The organism is Kitasatospora sp. NPDC048296 (assembly GCF_043201815.1).
Lineage (GTDB): Bacteria > Actinomycetota > Actinomycetes > Streptomycetales > Streptomycetaceae > Kitasatospora.
The window spans coordinates 104,513-125,298 of the sequence record NZ_JBICZB010000010.1 but is presented as its reverse complement, the minus strand read 5'-3'; the positions used below and the strand labels follow the sequence as shown (position 1 = coordinate 125,298).

The window sequence follows — 20,786 nt, the reverse complement described above, 5'->3', positions numbered from 1 at the left end:
GGCTCGGCGCCCGGCCCGGCGCGTCGCCCGTTCTGCCGCCGGGCCGGGCGCTCAGCGCGGCCGCGCGCCCGGGGGCAGCACCCGGGCGACCAGCCGCAGCGGGGGGCTGTGCCGGAAGGTGAGGGTGAAGCCCACCCCCTGGCCGGGCTTCAGCACGGGCGGAGCGGCGATCATCAGGTCGGCGTCCTCGGGGGACATCGCCAGTTCGCCCCGGGCGGGCACCGGCAGGGCGACGACCGCCTCCCAGCGGCCGGCCGCGCCCTGGTGGAGGTGCCGCTTCAGGGTGATCGGGCCACCGAACTCCCAGCTGGCGCCGGTCAGTTCGTCCGGGACGTCGCCCGGGTTGCGGACCGTGAAGAAGGCCGCCGTCGCCGAGGCCGCGCCGGGCGTGGGCAACAGGACCCAGCCGGCGTCGGCCGCCACCGGCCGTGGTCCGCCGGCCCCGCCGACCACCGTCCAGCCGGTGAGCAGGGCCAGCGCGAGCACCGCCGCGCCGACCGGCGGGGCGACCACCTTGAGTCGTTCGAACGTGAGCCGTTCGACCATCCTCGTCGCCCTCATCGTCGACCCCCCTGCTGCCGGCCCCGTCCCGGCTGCCAGGTGCGCAGCCGCAGGCTGTTGGCCACCACCAGCAGCGAGCTCAACGACATCGCGACCGCCGCCAGCATCGGGTTCAGCAGTCCGACGGCCGCCAGCGGGATCAGCACCAGGTTGTAGCCGAAGGCCCAGAGCAGGTTGGCCCGGATCGTCGCCAGGGTCTGCCGGGCCAGCCGCACCGCGTCCACCACGGCCTCGATGTCCCCGCGCACCAAGGTCAGCCCGGCCGCGCCGATCGCGGCGTCGCTGCCGGAGGCCAGGGCCACCCCGAGGTCCGCCGAGGCCAGCGCGACCGCGTCGTTGACGCCGTCGCCGACCACGGCCACCGTCCGTCCGGCGGCCCGCAGTTCGGCCACCACCTCGGCCTTGCGCTCGGGCGAGGCGCCGGCGTGCACCCGCTCGATGCCCAGCTCGGCCGCCACCGCACGGGCCGCGCCCGGGCCGTCGCCGGTCAGCAGGACGGTCTCCAGGCCCATCCCGCGCAGCCGGTGCAGGGCCCGCCAGCTGCCCGAGCGCACCGTGTCGCCGACCGCCAGGACTGCCGCGCCCCGCCCGTCCAGCTCCACCAGCACCGCCGTGCGGCCCACCTCCCCGGCGGCCGCCACGGCCTCGGCCAGCTCCGGGGGCAGGGAGACGTCGTCCGGCCGTACCACCCGGACGGCGCGGCCCTCGACCGTGCCGGACACCCCGAGACCGGCCGTGGCCGCGAAGCCCTCCACCGGCGGGAGGGGACCGCACCGCTCCCGGGCGGCCGCCGCGACGGCCCGTCCGATCGGGTGCTCCGAGCGGTGCTCGACCGCGCCGGCCAGCCGGAGCACCTCGTCCTCCGTGAACGCCTCCGTGAACGCCGCCGTGAACTCCGTCGTGAACCTTGCTGTGAACTCCTCGGCGGAGCCCCGGGCCACCGTCACCGTCGCCAGCTCCATCCGGCCGGTGGTGAGCGTGCCGGTCTTGTCCATCACCACGGTGTCCACCCGGCGCAGGCTCTCCAGCACCTCCGGGCCGCGCACCAGCACGCCGAGTTCGGCGCCGCGCCCGGTGGCGGCCAGCAGCGCGGTCGGGGTCGCCAGACCCAGCGCGCACGGGCAGGCCACCACCAGCACCGCGACCGCCGCCGTGACCGCCGCCTGCGGGGCCGCGCCCGCGCCCAGCCAGAAGCCCAGCACACACACCGCGACCGTCAGCACGCAGGGCACGAACACCCCGGCGACCGCGTCCGCCAGCCGCTGGGCCCGCGCCTTGCCGGCCTGGGCGTCGGCCACCAGGGCGGTGATCCGGGCCAGTTGGGTGTCCGCGCCGACCGCCGTCGCCCGGACCACCAGGGCGCCACCGACGTTCACCGTCGCACCCGCCACCTGGTCGCCCGGGCCGACCTCGACCGGCACGCTCTCCCCGGTCAGCAGGCTCAGGTCCAGCGCCGAACCGCCGTCGACCACCACCCCGTCGGTGGCCACCCGCTCACCCGGCCGTACCACGAACTCCTGCCCCGGTAGCAGGAGTTCGATCGGTATCAGCCGCTCCTCACCGTCCTCCGCCCGCAGGCACACCTGCTTGGCGCCCAGCTCGGCCAGTGCGCGCAGCGCGGAGCCGCTGCGCCGCCGCACCCGGCCTTCCAGCAGCCGCCCGGCCAGCACGAACAGCGGCACGCCGACCGCCGCCTCCAGGTAGACGTGTGCTGTGCCGCCGCCGTCGGCGGTCAGTGAGAACGGCATCCGCATGCCCAACTGGCCTGCCCCGCCGAGGAACAGCGCGTACGCCGACCAGCCGAAGGAGGCCATCACACCCAGGCTGACCAGGGTGTCCATGGTCGCGGTGGCGTGCCGCAGCCCCTGCCGGGCCCGGCGGTGGAAGCCCGCCGAACCCCAGGTCACCACCGGCACGGCCAGCGCGAAGCAGGCCCACTGCCAGGCGGTGAACTGCAGCGCGGGCAGCATCGACAGCACCAGCACCGGGACGGCCAGCAGGGCGGTGACCAGCAGCCGCCACCGCTCGTCCGGCTCCTCCTCCGCCAACCCGCCGGGTACCCCCGCCGACGCCAACTCGGCGGTGTAGCCTGCCCGTTCGACCGCCGCGACCAGATCCTCGACGGACACCCCGGCCGGGTGCAGCACCCGGGCCCGTCCGGTCGCCAGGTTCACCCCGGCCGTCACCCCGTCGATCCGCGCCAGCCGCTTCTCCACCCGGCCCACGCAGGCCGCGCAGGTCATCCCGCCGACCGCCAGATCGGTGGACACCAGCGCCCCGGCGTCGGCCCCCGCGACCGGGCTCACCGCATTCCGCCCATGTCGTGCCCGCCCATCCCGGGCGACGCCCCGCCGCTGCGGCTCGGCGTCAGCCCCGGCGCCACCGGCCCGGCCTGCCGCCCCACCGCAAACGCCACCACGAACACCACCACCAGCAGCAGGGCGAACCCCACCAGCACACTCAACGGCCGGACACCCGGCGACTTCGCATTCACCCCACAGCAGTCGGATGGAGATCGCGAGTGGTTCCCGCACGCTGAGAAGTCGCGGGGCGCGGTGGGGTGCCGTACGCGGCGCGGGCTGCTCGCCGAGTCGGGCTCCGGCGGGATCTGGCGCGGGCGTTGGTGCGGGCGTTGGTGCAGGGGTCGCGGTCGAAGATCCTCGGGGTGGTGTTCGTCACTGTCCTTCGGCGCCGTTCGTCGCCGTACGATCACTTCGTGTGCCGAAGATCGGCACGGACGCATGAACACACCTGGGGGGATGGCATGAAGCAGACGAAGAAGCGGATGCTCGCCGTGGCGGCCGGTGCGCTGGGGGCGACGGTGGCGCTCGCCGGGACGGCGTCGGCGCAGCCGGCCGGCGCCGGGGGGTCGGCTCCGCACGGGCCGATCGGTCAGCCGGGAACGGGCGAGATCCTGCCGGCCCCGGAGACGGAGGATGTCATCCTCTCGATTCCGGACTGGATCGGGAACGGTGGCGCGGTGACGGCCTCGGTGATCCCGACGCTGCCGTTCACCGTCAAGGTCGGCTGCCGGGGCGGCGGTTCGGTGCAGGTGCACGTCGGCGGCCTGGCCCCGGCCGACTTCACGGTGCAGTGCCCGGTGGACGCCACCGGCGTCGGTTCCGTGGAGATCCCCGCCCGTGAGGGCCGGGACCTCCAGTTCACCGTGGACACCTCGGATCCGTCGATTCACTGGGGCATGTACGCCGTCCAGCCCCGCTGACCCGGGGCCGGATCACGGCCGCACGCTGCGCGGACCGGTCACCGCCGCACCCAACGCGCCGACCCGGGCGCGCAGTTCACGGTCGGCGGTGACCACCAGGCACTCCCGCTCCGGCTGTTCGGTACGGGCCTCCCGCACCAGCTCGACGATCCGGTCGTCGCCGCTGCCGCCAGCCGCGACCACCCGCACCTCGGGCAGGCCGGTCACGCCCCGGGCGGCGCCCTCCACCACCACCAGCACCACCTCCAGCGGGCCGGGCAGGTCCGGAAGCCCCCGGGCGGCGAGCGGGACCAGCGCGTCCCGCAGCCGCTCGGCGGCGCCCCGCCGGTCGCGCCACCAGCCGTCGGGCACCGAGCCGACCACGTTCGCGCCGTCCACCACCAGCAGCAGCGGCGGCGGCGCGGCCTCGTTCTCTCCCATGGCCGCCAAGCCTGCCACGGAGTTCGTCGGCCTGCCGGGCGTGCCGGCGGACCCCCACCCCCGCTGAAGCGATCAGGTCAGGGTGATCCGGATCCCGACGGTGCCGCGCTCGCCGCGGCGCAGGCGGCTGCCGAGCAGGGTGAGCACGCCGAGCAGGCCGTACTTCTGCCGCAGCAGGGTGCGGTAGGCGGCGGTGCGCTCGGGGCCGAGGATCTCGGCGGTGGCCGGGTGCTGCTTGCCGGTCGGGCGGCCCTTGACGTCGCAGGGGCCGACCAGGACGTCCGCGCGGTTGCGGATCCGCTTGACCTTCCAGGAGTCCGCGACGGTCCAGACGCCGAGCGTCTCCCCGTCGCGTACCACCCACACCGGGGTCGGCACGGCGGTGCCGTCCTTCTTGAAGGTGGTGACGAGCAGGTAGCTCCCGGAGGAGAGGCTGACGATCCGGGCGAGCCGGTCCGATGCGGCGGGGTCAGGCGTGGTCATGGCCCGAAGTGTAGAGGGAATGTCCGCAGCTCAGTCGGTCCGGCGGGTGCGGGCGTCGTGGAACAGGGCGCGGGCGCGGCGGGTCAGACGGCGGTGGTTGGGGCCGCCGACGCCGGTCGAGCCGATCTCGTCGGCGTCGGTGGAGCCGGTACCGGGCACATCGGGCGCATCATCGGGCGCACCGGGGGCGGCCGCGGACGCGGTGGCCGTGCGGCGGCGGCGGGTGGCGGCGCGGGCGGCGCCCCAGACGGCGAGGGCGGCGCCGAGGATGCCGGCCGACCAGAGCGCGGGGGTGAGGCCTGGTCCGCCGTTGTGGAGGACGGGCTGGCGGGACCAGGGCGGCAGCTGGTCGGCGGCCGCGGCCTCCGAGGTGGCGTCGGGGGAGGCGGCCTTCAGGACGCCGAGGTCCTCGACCAGCCGGCCGACCGGCTGAACCTTGCCGGCTGCCGCGAAGCCCCAGTCGAGCAGGCTGGCGGCCTCGTCGTAGACCTTGCCCTGCGCGTCGGGGTGCATGACCGTCACCAGCAGGGTGCGGCCGTCCCGTTCGGCCGCGCCGGTGAAGGTGGCGCCCGCGTTGGTGGTGTAGCCGTTCTTGACGCCGATCAGGCCCGGGTACTTGCCGAGCAGCCGGTCGGTGTTGGCGATGTCGTAGGTGATGCGCTGGCCGGTGGTCTTGTCCAGCCCGCCGGGGAAGCGCGCGGTGCGGGTGGAGCAGTAGGAGCGGAAGTCGGCGTTGCGCAGCCCGGCGCGGGCGAACAGGGTGAGGTCGTAGGCGGAGGAGACCTGGCCGTCCATGTCGTAGCCGTCGGGGGAGATCACCTTGGTGTCCAGGGCCTGCAGGGAGTGGGCGCGGATCTGCATCTCGGCGACCGTCTGCGGGACGCCGCCGTTCATGTTCGCCAGGACGTGCACGGCGTCGTTGCCGGAGCTGAGGAAGACGCCCCGCCAGAGGTCCTCGACCCGGTACGGCAGGTTCTCCTTGACGCCGACCAGGCTGCTGCCGACGCCGAGGTTGGCGAGTTCGGCGGGGGTGACCTGGTGTTCCAGCGAGCGGTCGAACTTGGGCAGCACGGTGTCCGCGAACAGCATCTTGAGGGTGCTGGCCGGGGGCAGCTGCCGGTGGGCGTCGTGGGCGGCGAGGACCTCGCCGGTGGTGGCGTCGGCGACCAGCCAGGAGCGGCCGCTCAGCCCGGAGGGCAGGGCGGGTGCCCCGGCCAGCGGGGCGACCTGGACGGCCGGGTGGCCGAGCCGCTCGCCGCCGACGGTGGAGCTGGATCCGGCGTCCTGTGCGAAGGCGGCGGGGGCGCCGATGCCGAGCACCAGGGCCGAGGCCGCGGCGAGCCCGGTGACGGAGAGTGATATCTGCCGTATACGCTTTGGTTGCACACCGCGAACGTACCGGCGCCGCCGCCGGGCCGCCGGTGCTGCTGCTCCGTCCGGGGCCACCGGGACGCGGGCGCGGGGAGAGGGGCCGCGACTTTGGTGGCCCCGGTCCGCGCCGAAAGTCGGATGAACCGGCGGTCGCGGATTCCTAGGCTCTGGGGTATGAAGAACCTGCTCGGCTATCTCGGTTTCGTGCTGATCCTCGGCGGCGGCTCCGGCCTGCTGGCCGACCGGCTCGGGGGTTTCCGACTGTTCGGCTTCGTCCGCTTCCTGGTGCCGGACGGTCACGAGACCGTCGGGTACGTCACGCTGCTGGTGCTCGGCGTGCTGCTGGCGATCCCCGCCGCCCGGCACGACTGAGCAGGGACCCCCGCCGCCCTTAACCGGGTGCGCCGGCCGCGATGCCGTCGAGCAGCACCGCGAGACCGGTGCGGAAGGCCTCCCGGCCGCTCTCCTCGGGTGCGCCGCCGGTGGCGCTCTGCAGTGCGGTCAGCAGCGGGAAGCGTGACGGGAAGTCCGGTGCAAGCTCGGCGAGTTGGGCGGATCGGGCGGTCCACCAGTCCTCGTCCGTGACGCCGGTGGCGGCGGCCGCGCCGCGTGTGTCGGCGGTGGTGGCGGCCATGCCGCGGACGAACTGCCAGAGTGCGGCGACGGCCCCGCGCAGCCGCCCCGGTGTGAGTGCGGCGGGTTGCAGGGCGCTCAACAGGCCCTCCATCGCGGCCAGTTCGGCCGGTCCGAGCACCGGGCGGGCCTGCGAGACCTGGAGCACCCAGGGGTGGCGCAGGTAGCAGTCGTACAGCTGCTCGGCCCAGGCTTCGACGGCGGCCCGCCAGCCGTCCAACAGCGGTAGGTCGACCGGCAGTTCGGCGAGCGCCCGGTCGTGCATCAGGTCGAGCAGTTCGGCCTTTCCGGGCACGTACGTGTAGAGCGCCATCGCGGTGCGGCCGAGCCGTTCGCCCACGGCGCGCATGGACAGTGCGGCCATGCCCTCGGCGTCGGCCACCGTGATTCCGGCGGACACGATCGCGTCCACACTCAGGCCCGGTTTGGGGCCGCTGCGTCCGGTGCGCGGTTCCTCGGGCGCGCCCCAGAGCAGGGCGAGCGAGCGGCGGGCGTCGCCCTGCCCGGCGTAGACGGTCATCCGACATCTCCTTATGGCGTAAAGTATCCTCGCGGCGGCAACTCTTTATGCCGTAAGGTTATCAATCGAAGGGGTTTCGCGATGACACTGCCCGTCACCTTCGTCGAGGTCGTGGCGGTCCGCCGGATCACGCCGCGCACCGCCCGGGTCACCTTCGAGGCCGAGGCCCTGGCCGACACCGTCGGCACCGCGCCCGACCAGCAGCTCAAGCTCTGCTTCCCCCGCCCCGGGCAGCGCGAGCCGGTCCTGCCCGCGCCGCAGGACGACCCGACGGGCTGGTACCAGGCCTACCTGGCGATCCCCGAGGCCGAACGTCCGCTGCTGCGCAGCTTCACCCTGCGCCGCCGGGAGCCGGGCACCCGGCGGATCGAGATCGACTTCGTGCTGCACGGCGACACCGGGCCGGCCGCCGGCTGGGCGCTGCGGGCCGCGCCGGGGGACCGGCTCGGAATGGTCGGGCCGTCCGCGCTGTACGCCCCGCCGGTGCCGTTCGCCGAGGCCGCGGCGGACGCCGACTGGGTGCTGCTGGCCGGGGACGAGACCGCGCTGCCGGCCATCGCGACGCTGCTGGAGGCGCTGCCCGAGGGAGGGCGGGCGTACGTGTGGATCGAGGTCGCCGACCGGGCGGAACGTCAGGAGCTGGAGAGCCGCGCCGACCTGGAGGTGGAGTGGCTGTACCGGGACGGCGCGGCTCCGGGCACCGTGCTGACCGAGGCGTTCCGGGACGCCGTGCTGCCGGGGGGTGAGCCCTTCGTCTGGCTGGCCGGGGAGGCGGGGGCGGTCCGGGCGATCCGCCGCTGCCTGATCGAGGAACAGGGGGTGCCGAAGTCGGACATCGACTTCACCGGGTACTGGCGCCACCGGCTGACCCAGGACGACGCGCCGACCGCCGAGGACCTGGCGGACGCTCAGGAGCGGCTGGCGGCTGGTCCTGACAGCACCTCGGGAAATGCCGCCCGGTGAAACTCCCCGCAGAAACGCCCGGGTGGCCGGGGGTGTGGACGAACTCCCCGGCTGTCCGGACGGCCTCGTCGCTGCGCGTTGTTTCGATCGCGCTCGACGGGGAAGGAAGGGTCGAAGTGTCGACAAGTAGGTAGCGGGCAGGTGGCGAGTGGATGGACAGTGGCGATGTTCCGCCACTGTCGAGAGTCCGCCACCGGCACTTTTGCCGCCGCAGCGGGCAGTTTTGACCGTCACTGACCGGCTCTGATCGGTGAAAAAGGGACGGACGCAGCGCGATTTATACTGTGAATTTTACTTTCCGATGGTCATTTTTACTTTCTGATGGGGATTTCCCCCCTTGTCGTGGTCGTGTCGGATGCGCTGGAATGCGACCGCTGTCGGGACGCGCGGTCCGGAGCAACCGTGCGTCCGACCAGGATCTGCGTGCGCTGGGCCGTGCAACCTGACGTCTCATCAGACGAAAGGATGTCCATTGATCGGCTGGCGGAAGACCCAGCTTGCAGCCGCCGTCACGGTCACCACCGCGTCCATGGTCCTGACTCTCGGGACCATCGCCAACGCAGCCCCGCTCCAGGACCCGCAGAACGCCCAGGCGGCGTCCGCGGACGGGGCGCCGGCACCGGTGATCGTGATCCTGAAGGACCAGATAGCGGACGCCCCGGCCGACCACGGCCACCTGGGCGACCGCCAGCAGAAGACCGCCAACTCCCAGGCGCCGCTGCTGGACAAGGTCAAGGCCAACGGCGGCACCAACATCAAGAGCTTCGTGGTCGGCAACGCCTTCTCGGCCACGGTCAGCCCGGCGCTGCGCGCCAAGCTGCAGGCCGACCCGGCGGTCGCCACCGTGGTGGCGGACGCTCAGGTCCAGGTGGCCCCGATCGCCGCGACCAAGGCGAAGACCGCGGACGAGGCCACGGCCGGTGCGGCCAAGAGCGACGCCGCTCCGCAGGCCGTTTCGGGCAGCAACGGCCAGCCCGAGGAGAACGCGACCAACGCGGTCTGCCCCTCCGACCCCTCCAAGCCGCTGCTGGAGCCGGAGGGCCTGTACTCGGTGCGCGGCGTGACCGGCAACGGTCAGCCCGGCGCGGCCGACCTGGCCACCGGCAAGGGCGTCAAGGTCGCCTACATCGCCGACAGCCTCGACCCGAACAACCCGGACTTCATCCGGGCCGACGGTTCGCACGCCGTTGTCGACTACCAGGACTTCGCGGGTGACGGCTGGGGTGCGCCGACCGGCGCCGCCGAGGCCTTCGGCGACGCCTCGGCGGTCATCGCCCAGGGTCGCCAGACCTACGACGTCTCCAAGTTCGTCAACTCCTCGCACCCGCTGCCGGCCGGCTGCAACATCCGCATCAAGGGCCTCGCCCCGGACGCGGACCTGGTCGCGCTGAAGGCCGGCGGCGAGATGATGTCGAACTCGTCGATCCTGCAGTCCATCGACTACGCGGTGCGGGTCGCCCACGTCGACGTGCTGAACGAGTCCTTCGGTGGCAACGTCACCCCGGACAGCGGCGCGCACGACACCATCTCGCTCTTCAACGACCAGGCCGTCAAGGCCGGTGTCACGGTCTCCGTCTCCTCCGGTGACGCGGGCCTGAGCGGGACGATCGGCACCCCGGCCACCGACCCGAACGTGATCGCGGTCGGTGCCTCGACGGACAACCAGAACTACCAGCAGACCGGTTACGCGGCCTCCAAGTTCTCCAACAAGACCTGGAGCAACAGCCGCATCTCCGCGCTGTCCTCGGGTGGCTTCACCCAGGCCGGCCGGACCGTCGACCTGGTCGCCCCGGGTGAGTCGGACTGGGCGCTCTGCACCCCCGACACCACCAAGTACACCGAGTGCACCGACTTCAACGGCAAGCCCTCGGGCATCCAGCCCTTCGGTGGCACCAGCCAGGCCGCCCCGTTCGTCACCGGTGCCGCGGCCCTGGTCATCCAGGCCTACCGCGACACCCACGGCGGCGACTCGCCGTCCCCGGCGCTGGTGAAGAAGTTCATCACCGGTACCGCCACCGACCTCGGCGTTCCGGCCGAGGAGCAGGGCGCCGGTCTGCTGAACGTCCGGGCCGCCGTCGAGGCCGCCCGCGGCTACGACGACGGCGACGGCACCGACGGTGCCAAGACCGTCGTGGTCAACACCGGCCAGCTGAGCATCTCCGGCACCCCCGGCTCGACCCACACCGCCGACATCTCCGTCACCAACACCAGTGACGAGACCCAGACGGTGAGCGCCGCGACCCGCAGCTTCGCGCCGCTGGCGAACAACCAGCAGACCGTCAAGATGGACTCGGCCTCCACGGACACCTTCAAGTACGCCACCAACGGTGCCGACTGGGTGCAGAAGCAGGTCAAGTTCACGGTTCCGGCCGGTGCCGACCGCCTCGCGGCGTCGATCGCCTGGCACGGCGGCCCGAACCCGGTCACCAACGGCCCCGTGGTCCGCATGACGCTGCTCGACCCGTCGGGCCGCTTCGAGACCAACACCCGTCCGCAGGGCGGCGCGACCCCGGCCAACTTCGGCCTGGTGGACGTCCCGCACCCGGTCGCCGGTGAGTGGACCGCGGTCATGTACACCCCGGCGGGCAAGGCCGGTTACAACGGCGACGTCCAGTTCGGCACCTCCACCCAGCGCGCGGTTCCGGCCGGCGCGGTGAGCCCGAACAGCACCGACGTGAAGCCCGGTGAGACCAAGACCCTCAAGGTCCAGCTCACCACCCCGGCGACCAGCGGCGACTCGAGCGAGGCGGTCACCGTCTCCAGCTCGAACGGCAACACCACCAGCGTTCCGGTGATCCTGCGCAGCCTCGTCCCGGTCACCAACGGCACCGGCACCTTCACCGGCACCATCACCGGTGGCAACGGCCGCGGCCAGTCGCCGACGCAGAGCTTCACCTACGGCTTCGACGTCCCGAAGGGCCAGAAGGACCTGCGGGTCGGCGTCACCGTCGCCAAGGACGCCAACCTGCTCATGCAGGGTGCGCTGATCAGCCCGAACGGCACCCCGATCGACATCGAGGGCAACGCGCTGTTCGACGCCCAGGGTAACCTGACCGGCACCTCCAACGGTGTCTCGGCCACCACCGTCGACCCGGCCGAGGGCCACTGGCGGTTCGTCCTGAACGTGCTCGGCCCGGTCAGCGGCCAGGAGCTCGCCCAGGACTTCACCGGCACCATCGCGTTCAACCAGAACCAGGCCACCGCGGCCGGTCTGCCCAACGACGCGAAGACCAAGCTGGCGGCCGGCAAGCCGGTCACCGTCCAGGTGAACTACACCAACAACACCGCGGCCACCCAGCGCATCGCGGCCGACGGCCGCCTCGACAAGCGCGTCGACCTGCCGCTGGTGCCGCAGGGCGCCTCGGCCTCGGTCAACCTGCCGCTGAGCCTCACCTCCTCGGTCCCCGGCTTCCTGGTGCCCCCGGGCACCGACCAGCTCAAGGCCGTGGCGGCGTCCTCGACGCCGGCGCAGATCGAGCTGAGCGGCACCACCGCCTCGCCGGACCTGTTCGGTGACCTGAAGAAGGCCCAGGACGGCTCGACCATCTCGGTCGTCACCGACAAGGGCAGCGCCGAGCAGCCGGTCGTCCCCGGCTCCTGGAGCACCTTCGTCCAGCAGATCGGCCCGTTCGGCAACAACGCCGCGCCAGCCGGCACCTCCACCATCACCGCCAGCGCGCACACCCTGGCGTTCGACCCGGCGCTGGCCTCCAGCACCGGTGACCCGTTCGCCTCCGGTGTCAACGCCTCCGCTCCGGCCGCCAACCCGGTGACCGTCGCCCCGGGCGCCACCGGCTCGCTGCAGGTGACCGTGACCCCGACCGGCCCGAAGGGCAGCACGGTCAAGGGCATCCTCTACCTGGTGTCCGGCCCGACCTTCGCGCCGACCGCCAACAACAGCCTGGGCACCACCGGTTCGGTGCTCGCGGCGATCCCGTACAGCTACACGGTGAACTGACGCTCAATCAGTTCAGCGCACCGCTGAGGCCGAGGCCGTCCCGGAATTCCCGGGGCGGCCTCGGCTGCTTTCCGCGTGTCCATGCCGGAAGGGGAATTCGCGGGGATTGCGTGGGCGTTGGGCTGGGCAGGGGGTCGGACGGACCCACCGAACGGATCCATCGAAGCGAACCGGGAGCGGAGTTGAACGACGCGATCAAGCACAGCCACGTCGAGGTGAACGGCGTCCGGCTGCACCTCGCGGAGCAGGGCGAGGGGCCGCTGGTCCTGCTGCTGCACGGCTTCCCGGAGAGCTGGTACTCCTGGCGGCACCAGTTCGCACCGCTCGCCGAGGCGGGGTACCGGGTGGTCGCTCCTGACCAGCGCGGGTACGCCCGCAGCTCGCAGCCCGAGGACGTGGACGCGTACACCCTGCTGCACCTGGTCGGGGACGTGACCGCGCTGATCGGCGCGCTGGGCGAGGAGCGGGCCGTGGTGGTCGGCCACGACTGGGGCGCGCCGGTCGCCTGGGCCACCGCCGCGCTGCGGCCGGACCTGGTGCGCGGGGTGGCCGGGCTGAGCGTGCCGCCGGTGACGGCCGGGCCGGGGCCGCTGGCCGCCGCCAGGGAGAACTTCGGCGAGGGCTTCTACCAGATCTACTTCCAGCAGCCGGGCCGGGCCGACGCCGAGCTGGCGGCCGACCTGAGGAGCAGCTTCCGCCGTATCCTCGGCGGCATCTCCCCCGAGGGCAAGCCGCGGCCGTGGGTGGTCCCCGAGGGCCAGGGTCTGCTGGACAGCGTCCCGGAGCCCGAACGGCTGCCGGACTGGCTCACCGAGGCGGACATCGAGGCGTTCGCGGCCGACTACGCCCTGCACGGGGAGCGCGCCTTCACCGGCGGGCTCAACTGGTACCGCAACATCGACCGGAACAACGAGCTGATGGCGGCGTTCGCCGGCCGGCGGATCGAGGCGCCCGCGCTGTACGTGGCCGGCGAGCAGGACCTGGTGAACGCGATGATCGCGCCCGAGGTGGTGACGTACCTGCTGGAGCACCTGACGCCCCGGCTGCACCGGCACGTCCGGCTCCCGGACACCGGGCACTGGACGCAGCAGGAGCGCCCGGCCGAGGTGACCGAGGCGCTGCTGGACTTCCTGAAGACACTCGACTAGACGGGCAGCAGGCGGGCGATCAGCTCGCCGAGGCGGCGGGCGTTGCGGCAGGGGTGCATCTCCACGAGGTCCGCGTAGGCGAGCGCGGCGGAGTCGCCGGTCGGCCAGAGGGCAGGTTGTTCGGGGTTGAGCCAGAACACCCGCCGGGCCCGGCCGGCGATCCGGCGCAGCGCGTCCAGGTTGGGGTCGCGGTGGTTGTTGCGGGCGTCGCCGAGGACCAGCACGCAGGTGCGCGGGCCGACGGCGTCCAGGTGGTGGTCGGCGAACTCGCCGAGGGCGGAGCCGTAGTCGCTGTTGCCGTGGTAGCCCATCACCTTGGCCTCGGCGAGGATCCGGGTGGCCAGCCGGGCCGGGTCGGCGCTGTCCTCCCGGAGCAGGTCGGTGATCTCGGCGGTGCGGTTGACGAAGGCGAACACCCGGACCTTGCTGAACTGTTCGCTCATCGCCCGGACCAGCAGCATGGTGAAGTCGGCGAAGCCCGACACCGAGCCGGACACGTCGCACAGCAGCACCAGCTCCGGCCGAGCCGGTCGGCGCAGCCGGTACGCCGGGCGCAGCGGCACCCCGCCGGTGCCGAGCGAGCGGCGCAGGGTGCGGCGCAGGTCGATCTGCCCGCGGGCGGCGCGGCGGCGCCGGGCGGCCAGTCGGGTCGCCAGCTTGCGGGCCAACGGGTGGACGGTGCACCGTAGTTCGGCGAGCTGCTCGCGGCCGGCGTAGAGGAAGTCGATCCGGTCGGCGGTGGGGGCGACGGCGCGTTCGGCGATCCGCTCGGCGCCGCGCAGTTCGGCGACCCGGCGGCGGGCCTCGCCGGTGACCTGGGCGCGGAAGTCCCGGATGCGGCGGCGGATCTCGTCGGCGAGGACGCGGTCGGAGAGGTCCGCCGGTCCGGGGTTCTCGCGCAGGGCGGCGAGGATCCGGGCCAGCAGGGTCTCGGGGGAGAGGCGGCCGAGCGCCTGGTGGGCGGACCAGCCGTCCGATCCCGGTGTGCTCCCGGTGCCGTACCGGCCGAAGGCCTCGACCACCTCGCCGGCCAGCCTGGCCTGGGCGGCCCGGTCGTCGGCGGCCAGGGCGGCGGCGAGGCGCTCGCGCAGCTGGTCGCGGAGCGGGTCGGGGCGGCCGAAGCGCGGCGGCTCGGGGTCGTCCGGCAGTGGCGGCGGGTCGGTGCGCAGGGCCTCGGGGGTGCCGACGCCGAGCGGGAAGAACAGGTCGAAGGAGGCGTCGAAGACCGCCCGTTGGCCGTCCGAGCGCAGCAGGGCGGCGGCCAGGCCGGCCCGCATCTGCTCGCGGTCGGCGAAGCCGAGCACGTCGAGCACGGCGGCGGCGTCCACCGTCTCGGCCGGTCCGATCCGCAGGCCGTGCCCGCGCAGGGCGCGGACCAGGCCGGTCAGTCGGGCCGCGGTGTCGGCCGGCTGCACGGTCACGCGAGGGTGAGCTTCTGGGTGGCCTTCCGGACGTCGTCCTGGTGCTTGAGGATCACCCCGAGGGTGTCCTGGACGACCGTCTCGTCCAGGGTGTCCGCGCCGAGGGCGAGCAGGGTGCGGGCCCAGTCGATGGTCTCGGCGACGGACGGCGCCTTGCGCAGCTCCATCGCGCGCAGTGCGCCGACCACCCGGACCAGGGAGGCGGCCAGCGTGTCGTCCAGGCCGGGCACCTTGAGCCGGACGATCCGGCGCTCCAACTCGGCGTCCGGGTAGTCGAGGTGGAGGAAGAGGCAGCGGCGGCGCAGGGCCTCGGAGAGTTCGCGGGTGGCGTTCGAGGTGAGCAGCACGAAGGGGCGGCGGCTCGCGGTGATGGTGCCGAGCTCGGGGACGGTCACCTGGAAGTCGCTGAGCACCTCCAGCAGCAGCGCCTCGACCTCGACGTCGGCCTTGTCCATCTCGTCGATCAGCAGCACGGTAGGCTCCTCGCCGCGGATGGCGGTGAGCAGCGGGCGGGTGAGCAGGAACTCCTCGCCGAAGATGTCGCTGCGGGCCTGGTCCCAGCCCTCGTCGCGGCCGGCGGTGATCCGCAGCAGCTGCTTGGCGTGGTTCCACTCGTAGAGCGCGCGGGCCTCGTCGATGCCCTCGTAGCACTGCAGCCGGACCAGCCGGGCCTGCCCGAGTTCGGCCACGGCCTTGGCGAGTTCGGTCTTGCCGACCCCGGCCGGGCCCTCGACCAGCAGCGGCTTGCCGAGCCGGTCGGCGAGGAAGACGGTGGTGGCCACGGCGGTGGAGGCCAGGTACCCGGTCGCGGCGAGTCGGTCGGCGGTGTCCGCCACTGACGCGAAGAACCCCGTGCCGTCGCCGTTCGCGCTGCTGCCGCTGGCCATCTGCCTGCCCCGTTCCGGTTCGCCGTGTCCGTGCGGCGTCACCCTACCGGCCGGTCACTTGCTTGTCTCGGGGGTCGCCGGCCCCGGGGTCCGGACGCGTGGCTAGGGTGCTCGGTGGTGGACGTGCGTGAGCGAACGTCCTTTGTGAACTGGGGGGTAGGGGAGATGACGCCATTGGGGCTGAGTGTGGCCACCTGGTGGTGGATCGCCGTCCTGGTGACGGCGGTGTTCTGGGCGATCTGGGTGCCGTCCATGCCCACGCGGGAGTACCGGATCATGACGGCGCTGGCGCCGTTCGGCGGGGCGCTGGTCCTGCTGGGCCACTACGAGATCAAGGGGATGGATCCGGCCGACGCGCTGTCCATGTTCTCCACGGCGATCCTGTTCTTCGCGTTGGGCGCCGTCGGGCACCGCCGGAAGCTCGCCCAGCGGTTGATGGAGGCGAAGCGGGAGGGCAGGTCGGACCGGGACGTGATGCCGGTGGCCATGATGGCGCAGATCCTGCTGAGCCTGACCGCAGGTCTGGTGGTGTACTTCTGCATCAAGCCGTAGCCACCCGGGCGCGGTGGAGCGGCGTACGGCGGGCTGCTGCCCGCCGTACGCCGCTCGCGCAGGTCCAGTGGCCGGGCCGTCAGTTGACCCAGAGGACCGGGCTGCCCGGGGCCGAGGTGTCGGTGACCGGGCCGTAGCTGGCGCTGAAGTAGCCGGTCGAGAAACACAGGCCCGGGCCGGAGACCAGGTTGGCCGGCTGGTTGGCGAAGCCGATGGTGTTGCCGCTGTTCGAGGTGGAGCCGGAGATGCCGTTGGGGCTCTGGTAGTCGCACTCGACGCTGCCGAGGAGGGTGTTCAGCACCACCGTGATCCCCACCGGGCCGGCGGTGCCGCCGTTGAGCGAGACGTTGTTGCCGGAGCCGGAGGTGACCGTGTTGGTGTACGGCAGGCTGGTGGCGGTGACGCTCTGCACGCCCATGACGCCGAAGACGCTGGAGGTGCAGGAGTCGAAGGACTGGCTGTTGAGCTGCTCGGTCGCGCTGCCGGGGGCGGCCGGGTTGGACGTCACGGTCGCGGAGAAGGAGGAGGTGGCGCAGCTGACGCCGTTGGAGCTGCCGGGGCCGTCGGTGAAGGTCGCGGCGGTGCCGGAGGCCAGATTGGCGGTGAGGGTGTCGCCGACTGAGACGGCCGGCCCGGAGGCGCTGCCGGTGGTCAGGACGGCGGCGGCGTCGGCCTGGGCCGGTGCCACGGCGGCACCGGTGAGGGCGACGGCGGCGAGGGATGCGGCTGCGAGCGTGCGACGGATGCGCATGAGGGTGCCTCTCTCCGTGCGGAGACGGGTGGGGGAGTCCCCGCGTGCGGGTGTGGTGGCGTGCACGGCGGGGGAGGTGATGGCGTACCGAGGGCTCCGGCGGGCCGAGGGCTTCGGCGTACGAGGGTTCCGGCGGACCGTGGCACGGGCGGGCCCGGCGCCACGGGCCCGCCCGTGCGGTACGGCGGTGTGCAGGTGCGTTGTGCGTGGTAGGGCGGTGTTGTGCGCGTCGGCGGCTGCCGCCGCCGCGGGTCAAGGGTCCGCCGTGGTCCCGAGCCCCGGGCGGCTGGCCCGGGGCCGTCGGAGCCCCTGGAGGTCGGCCGGTGGTGGCCTGCTCACCCACCGGTTGGAAACCTGCCAGTGTTGTAAACCCGGTCTTCCGTCAATGTCAATACAGGACACAGGAGTTGGGATGGATCGGAACCACTTCCGGAGTGCCGAGGTGATCCTGCTGCCGGGTGCCCGGACCGGCCGGGATCCGGCCAGATCGATCAAGCCCGGCCCCCGCCGGCTGCCCGCCGGGGTGGTCGCCGCGACCCAGCGCGAGCGGCTGCTGGACGGGCTGGTCCGGACGGTGGCCGAACGTGGCTACCAGCACGCCACGGTCAGCGACATCTGCCGCGCGGCGGGTGTGACCAGGCCGGTCTTCTACGAGCTGTTCAGTGGCAAGGAGGACGCCTTCCTGGCCGCGCACCGGTACGGCACCGGGGTGGTGATCCGGCGGATGGCGGCGGCCTTCGCGGCCGAATCCGACTGGTGCGCGGGGATTCGCCAGGCGCTCGGCGCGATGCTCCAACTCCTCGCCGGGACACCGTCCTTCGCGACCATGGCGGTGATCGAGATCGAGTCGGTCGGGCCGGCCGGCCGGCGCGAGCGGGACCAACTCCTCACCCGGTTCCGGGCGTTCTTCGCCGAGGTGCCCCAACTGCCGGGCGGAGTGGGGGTGCAGGAGATGGTGGACGCCGTGGTGGGCGGCGTCTACAGCGCGGTCTACCGCCGGATCGACTCCGGCCGCACCGATCAACTGCCGGAACTGCTACCGGTGTTGAGCCTGTTCTGCCTCGCTCCCTTTCTCGGTCCGGCGCAGGCGGCCGCGCGGCTCGGGGTCGGGATTGGTGAAGATCCTTCGTGCACCCGTATTGACCCGGCCAATACCGGGCAGTAGCTTCCCAGTTACTTCGCGCTCCGACCGAGCCCGCCCCGCTGCCGAGGGGCGGACGGCCCGGTCGGGATGCGCAACGCTGTCCGCGCCAGGGCAACGTGCCAGTGCCTGCACACCCAATCCATCGACAGGGAGCACACATGGCCATGTCCGAGGACGCCGCAGCCGCGGCGGAATCCCCGCAGACGCCGACCGGGGCGAGAAGAGGCCGGGTACGGCTGAAGCGCTCGGTCCTGATGGCGGTACCGGCCGTCGCGGTCGGGGGCATCCTGATGACCCTCACCGCCCAGGGCGTGCTCGCCGCGCAGTTCTCCATCTCCGGCATGCCGTTCACGATCACCGCGGACAAGCTCGACGGAGACGGCTTCGCGCAGTTCGGCGCGCTGGACCACATGATCCCCAACAGCCCCAACAAGGGGAACACCGGCGGCCAGGTGCTGGTCGCGGTGTCGGCGATCAAGACCGCCGAGATCACCAACCTCTGCCAGAGCGTCGACCTCGGCGGCGTCAACCTGGTGATCCACGCCGGCGACAACGGCACCCCGGTCTCCGCCTCCGACCTCACCACCGACTCCGACCTGCTGTCCGGCGACGCGGAGTTCAAGAACATCGAGATCGGTGGCGACGCCAGCACCTTCGACAAGGCCGGCGACATCGGCAAGGGCGGCCGGGGTGTCTTCGGCCAGCAGGCCGACCACGTCCAGCTGACGCACCTCAAGCAGCACAACTACGCGAGCACAGCCGTCGGGTTCAAACTGCCCAACCTGCGGCTGAGCTTCAGCTCCAAGGGCTGCTGACCATGACGGAGTCCGTACCGGAGCCGACCGGAACCGGCGAGGGCGACGTGCCGCGGCCCGAGGGGGTGGCGGCCGAGGGGACGGGCGCCGCGCCCGCCGCGGCCACGCCCGCACCCGCCGCTCCGGCCGCCGTCGCCCCGGCATCGGAGGCCGCGCCCGCCGGGGGCCCGGTGCGGCGCGACTGGCGGGGCGGGCGACCGTTCTGGGGCGGGCTGCTGGTCACGCTCGGCGGCGCCGAGATCCTGTTCACGCTGTGGGCCCCGCTGCCCGTCCTCCTGCACATCGGGATGGCCGGGCTGGCGGGGTACCTGGTGCCGGTGGTGATGGTGCTGTGCGGCCTGCTGATCCTGTTCAACCCGGCGCAGCGGCTGTTCTACTCCGTCCTCGCCGTGCTCGCCTCGCTGGCCAGCTGGGTGACCTCCAACCTGGGCGGCTTCCTGATGGGGATGCTGCTCGGGGTGGTGGGTGCCTGTCTGACCTTCGGCTGGCTGCCCGACCAGCCGCTGCGCCGCGGACGGCAGCGGCGGGAGGACCGGCGCGCGGAGCGCCGGGCGGCGGCCGGGGCCGGGGCGGCGGGGGTCTGACCCCCGGCAGGGGATCAACGGCGGCGCCCCGCGCCCTGGTGATGGGAGAGCACCAGGGCGCGGGGCGTGGCGCCGGTCGGTCGCCTGATCAACTGGTCGCCCGATCAACCGGTCGGCGGATCAGGCGGTCGAGGCTCGGATGGCCGAGGCTCAGATGGTCGAGGCGTCGATCACGAAGCGGAACCGGACGTCGCCGGCCAGCAGCCGCTGGTACGCCTCGTTGATCTGCTCGGCCCGGATCACCTCGATCTCGGCGCCGATGCCGTGCTCACCGCAGAAGTCCAGCATCTCCTGGGTCTCCGGCAGCCCGCCGATCATCGAACCGGCCAGCGAGCGGCGCCCGGTGGCCAGCGGGTACGGGTGCAGCGTGACCGGCTTCTCCGGCATGCCGACCTGCACCAGGGTGCCGTCGGTGCGCAGCAGGCTCACGTAGGCGCTCAGGTCGAGGTCGGCGGAGACCGTGTTGACGATCAGGTCGAAGCTGCCCGCGAGCTCGCTGAAGGTCGCCGGGTCGGAGGTGGCCCGGTAGTGGTCGGCGCCGAGCTTCAGACCGTCCTCGCGCTTGCGCAGCGACTGGCTGAGCACGGTGACCTCCGCGCCCATCGCGTGGGCGATCTTCACGCCCATGTGACCGAGGCCGCCGAGGCCCACGATCGCGACCTTCTTGCCGGGGCCGGCGCCCCAGTGCGCCAGCGGCGAGTACAGCGTGATGCCCGCGCACAGCAGCGGCGCGGCGGCGTCCAGCGGCAGGCTGTCGGGGATGCCCAGCGTGTACGCCTCGTCCACCACCAGCTCCGCGGCGTAGCCGCCGTAGGTCGGCAGGCTGTCCTTGCCCATGGCGTTGTAGGTGAAGACGGCGCCGCCCTCACCGGTGCAGTACTGCTGCAGGCCGGCCTTGCAGTTGTCGCACTCCCGGCAGGAGTCGACGAAGCAGCCGACCCCGACCCGGTCGCCGACCTTCCAGCGGGTGACGCCCGGGCCGACCTCGCTGACCACGCCGGCGATCTCGTGGCCCGGGACCATCGGGAAGATCCCGGTGCCCCAGTCCTCGCCGACCTGGTGGATGTCCGAGTGACAGATGCCGGAGTACTTGATGTCGATCACGATGTCGTGCTCGCCGACGGCCCGGCGGGTGACGGTGGTCCTCGCCAGCGGGGCGTCGGGCTGCTGAGCCGCGTAGGCGGCGACGGTGCGGGTGGCGGCGTTCTGCGTGGTCTCGTTCGTCATGACCACAAGACTGCGACGGCGCCGGAAGGCCAACCAGACCAGAGATCGTCGTACGAAGGCGGGGCGTACGACAGCGGCGCGTAGGGAAGCGGAACGTAGGACAGCGGAACCTACGCACCGCAGTA

General features: G+C 72.9%; 20 protein-coding genes. 9 read left to right on the top strand and 11 right to left on the bottom strand.

Annotation, left to right across the window (positions count from 1 at the left end; translation table 11 throughout):
• Positions 1-51: 51 nt before the first annotated feature.
• The 3 genes from ACGF12_RS09425 to ACGF12_RS09415 are packed head-to-tail and all read right to left on the bottom strand — an operon-like array spanning position 52 to position 3,025.
• Positions 52-561: a copper chaperone PCu(A)C gene (locus tag ACGF12_RS09425; protein WP_393027572.1), complete on the bottom strand. Its 510-nt coding sequence runs from the start codon at positions 559-561 to the stop codon at positions 52-54.
• The gene (locus ACGF12_RS09420) at positions 558-2,804 is read right to left on the bottom strand and encodes a heavy metal translocating P-type ATPase (protein WP_393027609.1); all 2,247 of its coding nucleotides are present in this window, start codon (positions 2,802-2,804) and stop codon (positions 558-560) included. Before ACGF12_RS09420 ends, ACGF12_RS09425 begins: the two co-directional genes overlap by 4 nt.
• A 59-nt stretch (positions 2,805-2,863) precedes the next feature.
• Complete coding sequence (locus ACGF12_RS09415; protein WP_380612408.1) at positions 2,864-3,025, bottom strand: hypothetical protein; 162 nt, start codon at positions 3,023-3,025, stop codon at positions 2,864-2,866.
• 300 nt (positions 3,026-3,325) lie between these two features.
• Here ACGF12_RS09415 and ACGF12_RS09410 point away from each other — a divergent pair, with 300 nt between their 5' ends.
• On the top strand, positions 3,326-3,784 hold the full coding sequence (locus ACGF12_RS09410) for a hypothetical protein (protein WP_393027570.1): 459 nt from the start codon (positions 3,326-3,328) through the stop codon (positions 3,782-3,784).
• A 12-nt stretch (positions 3,785-3,796) separates the two neighbouring features.
• Here ACGF12_RS09410 and ACGF12_RS09405 read toward each other — a convergent pair whose 3' ends face one another.
• From ACGF12_RS09405 to ACGF12_RS09395, 3 genes are all read right to left on the bottom strand, one after another.
• The gene (locus ACGF12_RS09405) at positions 3,797-4,204 is read right to left on the bottom strand and encodes an NTP pyrophosphohydrolase (protein WP_393027568.1); all 408 of its coding nucleotides are present in this window, start codon (positions 4,202-4,204) and stop codon (positions 3,797-3,799) included.
• A 72-nt stretch (positions 4,205-4,276) separates the two neighbouring features.
• Complete coding sequence (locus tag ACGF12_RS09400; protein ID WP_393027566.1) at positions 4,277-4,687, bottom strand: PPOX class F420-dependent oxidoreductase; 411 nt, start codon at positions 4,685-4,687, stop codon at positions 4,277-4,279.
• 30 nt (positions 4,688-4,717) lie between these two features.
• Positions 4,718-6,073, bottom strand: a complete 1,356-nt coding sequence (locus ACGF12_RS09395; protein WP_393027564.1) for a D-alanyl-D-alanine carboxypeptidase family protein — start codon at positions 6,071-6,073, stop codon at positions 4,718-4,720.
• A 159-nt stretch (positions 6,074-6,232) separates the two neighbouring features.
• Between ACGF12_RS09395 and ACGF12_RS09390 the strand changes: the two genes are divergently transcribed.
• Positions 6,233-6,430: a hypothetical protein gene (locus tag ACGF12_RS09390; RefSeq protein WP_393027562.1), complete on the top strand. Its 198-nt coding sequence runs from the start codon at positions 6,233-6,235 to the stop codon at positions 6,428-6,430.
• A gap of 19 nt (positions 6,431-6,449) precedes the next feature.
• Here the strand turns inward: ACGF12_RS09390 and ACGF12_RS09385 are convergent, their stop codons facing one another.
• Positions 6,450-7,211 (bottom strand): TetR/AcrR family transcriptional regulator, encoded by a 762-nt coding sequence (locus ACGF12_RS09385; RefSeq protein ID WP_393027560.1) that lies wholly within the window; start codon positions 7,209-7,211, stop codon positions 6,450-6,452.
• Between the two features lie 81 nt (positions 7,212-7,292).
• On the opposite strand from ACGF12_RS09385, the gene ACGF12_RS09380 reads away from it, so the two are divergent.
• From ACGF12_RS09380 to ACGF12_RS09370, 3 genes are all read left to right on the top strand, one after another.
• Positions 7,293-8,174, top strand: a complete 882-nt coding sequence (locus tag ACGF12_RS09380; RefSeq protein ID WP_393027558.1) for a siderophore-interacting protein — start codon at positions 7,293-7,295, stop codon at positions 8,172-8,174.
• 472 nt (positions 8,175-8,646) lie between these two features.
• Positions 8,647-12,132 carry a S8 family serine peptidase gene (locus ACGF12_RS09375; RefSeq protein WP_393027557.1) on the top strand — a complete coding sequence of 1,162 codons (3,486 nt, stop codon included), beginning with the start codon at positions 8,647-8,649 and terminating at the stop codon, positions 12,130-12,132.
• 182 nt (positions 12,133-12,314) lie between these two features.
• Positions 12,315-13,280: an alpha/beta fold hydrolase gene (locus tag ACGF12_RS09370; protein WP_393027555.1), complete on the top strand. Its 966-nt coding sequence runs from the start codon at positions 12,315-12,317 to the stop codon at positions 13,278-13,280.
• On the opposite strand, the gene ACGF12_RS09365 is transcribed toward ACGF12_RS09370, so the two are convergent.
• Both ACGF12_RS09365 and ACGF12_RS09360 read right to left on the bottom strand, forming a co-directional pair.
• Entirely contained in the window at positions 13,277-14,695 is a 1,419-nt protein-coding gene (locus ACGF12_RS09365; protein ID WP_393027607.1) for a VWA domain-containing protein, read from the bottom strand. The genes ACGF12_RS09370 and ACGF12_RS09365 overlap by 4 nt on opposite strands.
• 2 nt (positions 14,696-14,697) lie before the next feature.
• Positions 14,698-15,588, bottom strand: coding sequence for an AAA family ATPase (locus ACGF12_RS09360; protein ID WP_393027553.1), 891 nt, complete (start codon positions 15,586-15,588; stop codon positions 14,698-14,700).
• Between the two features lie 174 nt (positions 15,589-15,762).
• Here ACGF12_RS09360 and ACGF12_RS09355 point away from each other — a divergent pair, with 174 nt between their 5' ends.
• Positions 15,763-16,140: a hypothetical protein gene (locus tag ACGF12_RS09355; RefSeq protein WP_393027551.1), complete on the top strand. Its 378-nt coding sequence runs from the start codon at positions 15,763-15,765 to the stop codon at positions 16,138-16,140.
• A gap of 79 nt (positions 16,141-16,219) precedes the next feature.
• On the opposite strand, the gene ACGF12_RS09350 is transcribed toward ACGF12_RS09355, so the two are convergent.
• Complete coding sequence (locus ACGF12_RS09350; RefSeq protein ID WP_393027549.1) at positions 16,220-16,891, bottom strand: Tat pathway signal sequence domain protein; 672 nt, start codon at positions 16,889-16,891, stop codon at positions 16,220-16,222.
• Between the two features lie 412 nt (positions 16,892-17,303).
• Between ACGF12_RS09350 and ACGF12_RS09345 the strand changes: the two genes are divergently transcribed.
• From ACGF12_RS09345 to ACGF12_RS09335, 3 genes are all read left to right on the top strand, one after another.
• Positions 17,304-18,056: a TetR/AcrR family transcriptional regulator gene (locus ACGF12_RS09345; RefSeq protein WP_393027547.1), complete on the top strand. Its 753-nt coding sequence runs from the start codon at positions 17,304-17,306 to the stop codon at positions 18,054-18,056.
• 137 nt (positions 18,057-18,193) lie between these two features.
• The gene (locus ACGF12_RS09340; protein WP_393027545.1) at positions 18,194-18,850 is read left to right on the top strand and encodes a DUF6230 family protein; all 657 of its coding nucleotides are present in this window, start codon (positions 18,194-18,196) and stop codon (positions 18,848-18,850) included.
• 2 nt (positions 18,851-18,852) lie between these two features.
• Positions 18,853-19,434, top strand: a complete 582-nt coding sequence (locus ACGF12_RS09335; RefSeq protein WP_393027543.1) for a DUF6114 domain-containing protein — start codon at positions 18,853-18,855, stop codon at positions 19,432-19,434.
• A gap of 150 nt (positions 19,435-19,584) precedes the next feature.
• Here the strand turns inward: ACGF12_RS09335 and ACGF12_RS09330 are convergent, their stop codons facing one another.
• Positions 19,585-20,661: an NAD(P)-dependent alcohol dehydrogenase gene (locus tag ACGF12_RS09330; protein ID WP_393027541.1), complete on the bottom strand. Its 1,077-nt coding sequence runs from the start codon at positions 20,659-20,661 to the stop codon at positions 19,585-19,587.
• Positions 20,662-20,786: the final 125 nt, after the last annotated feature.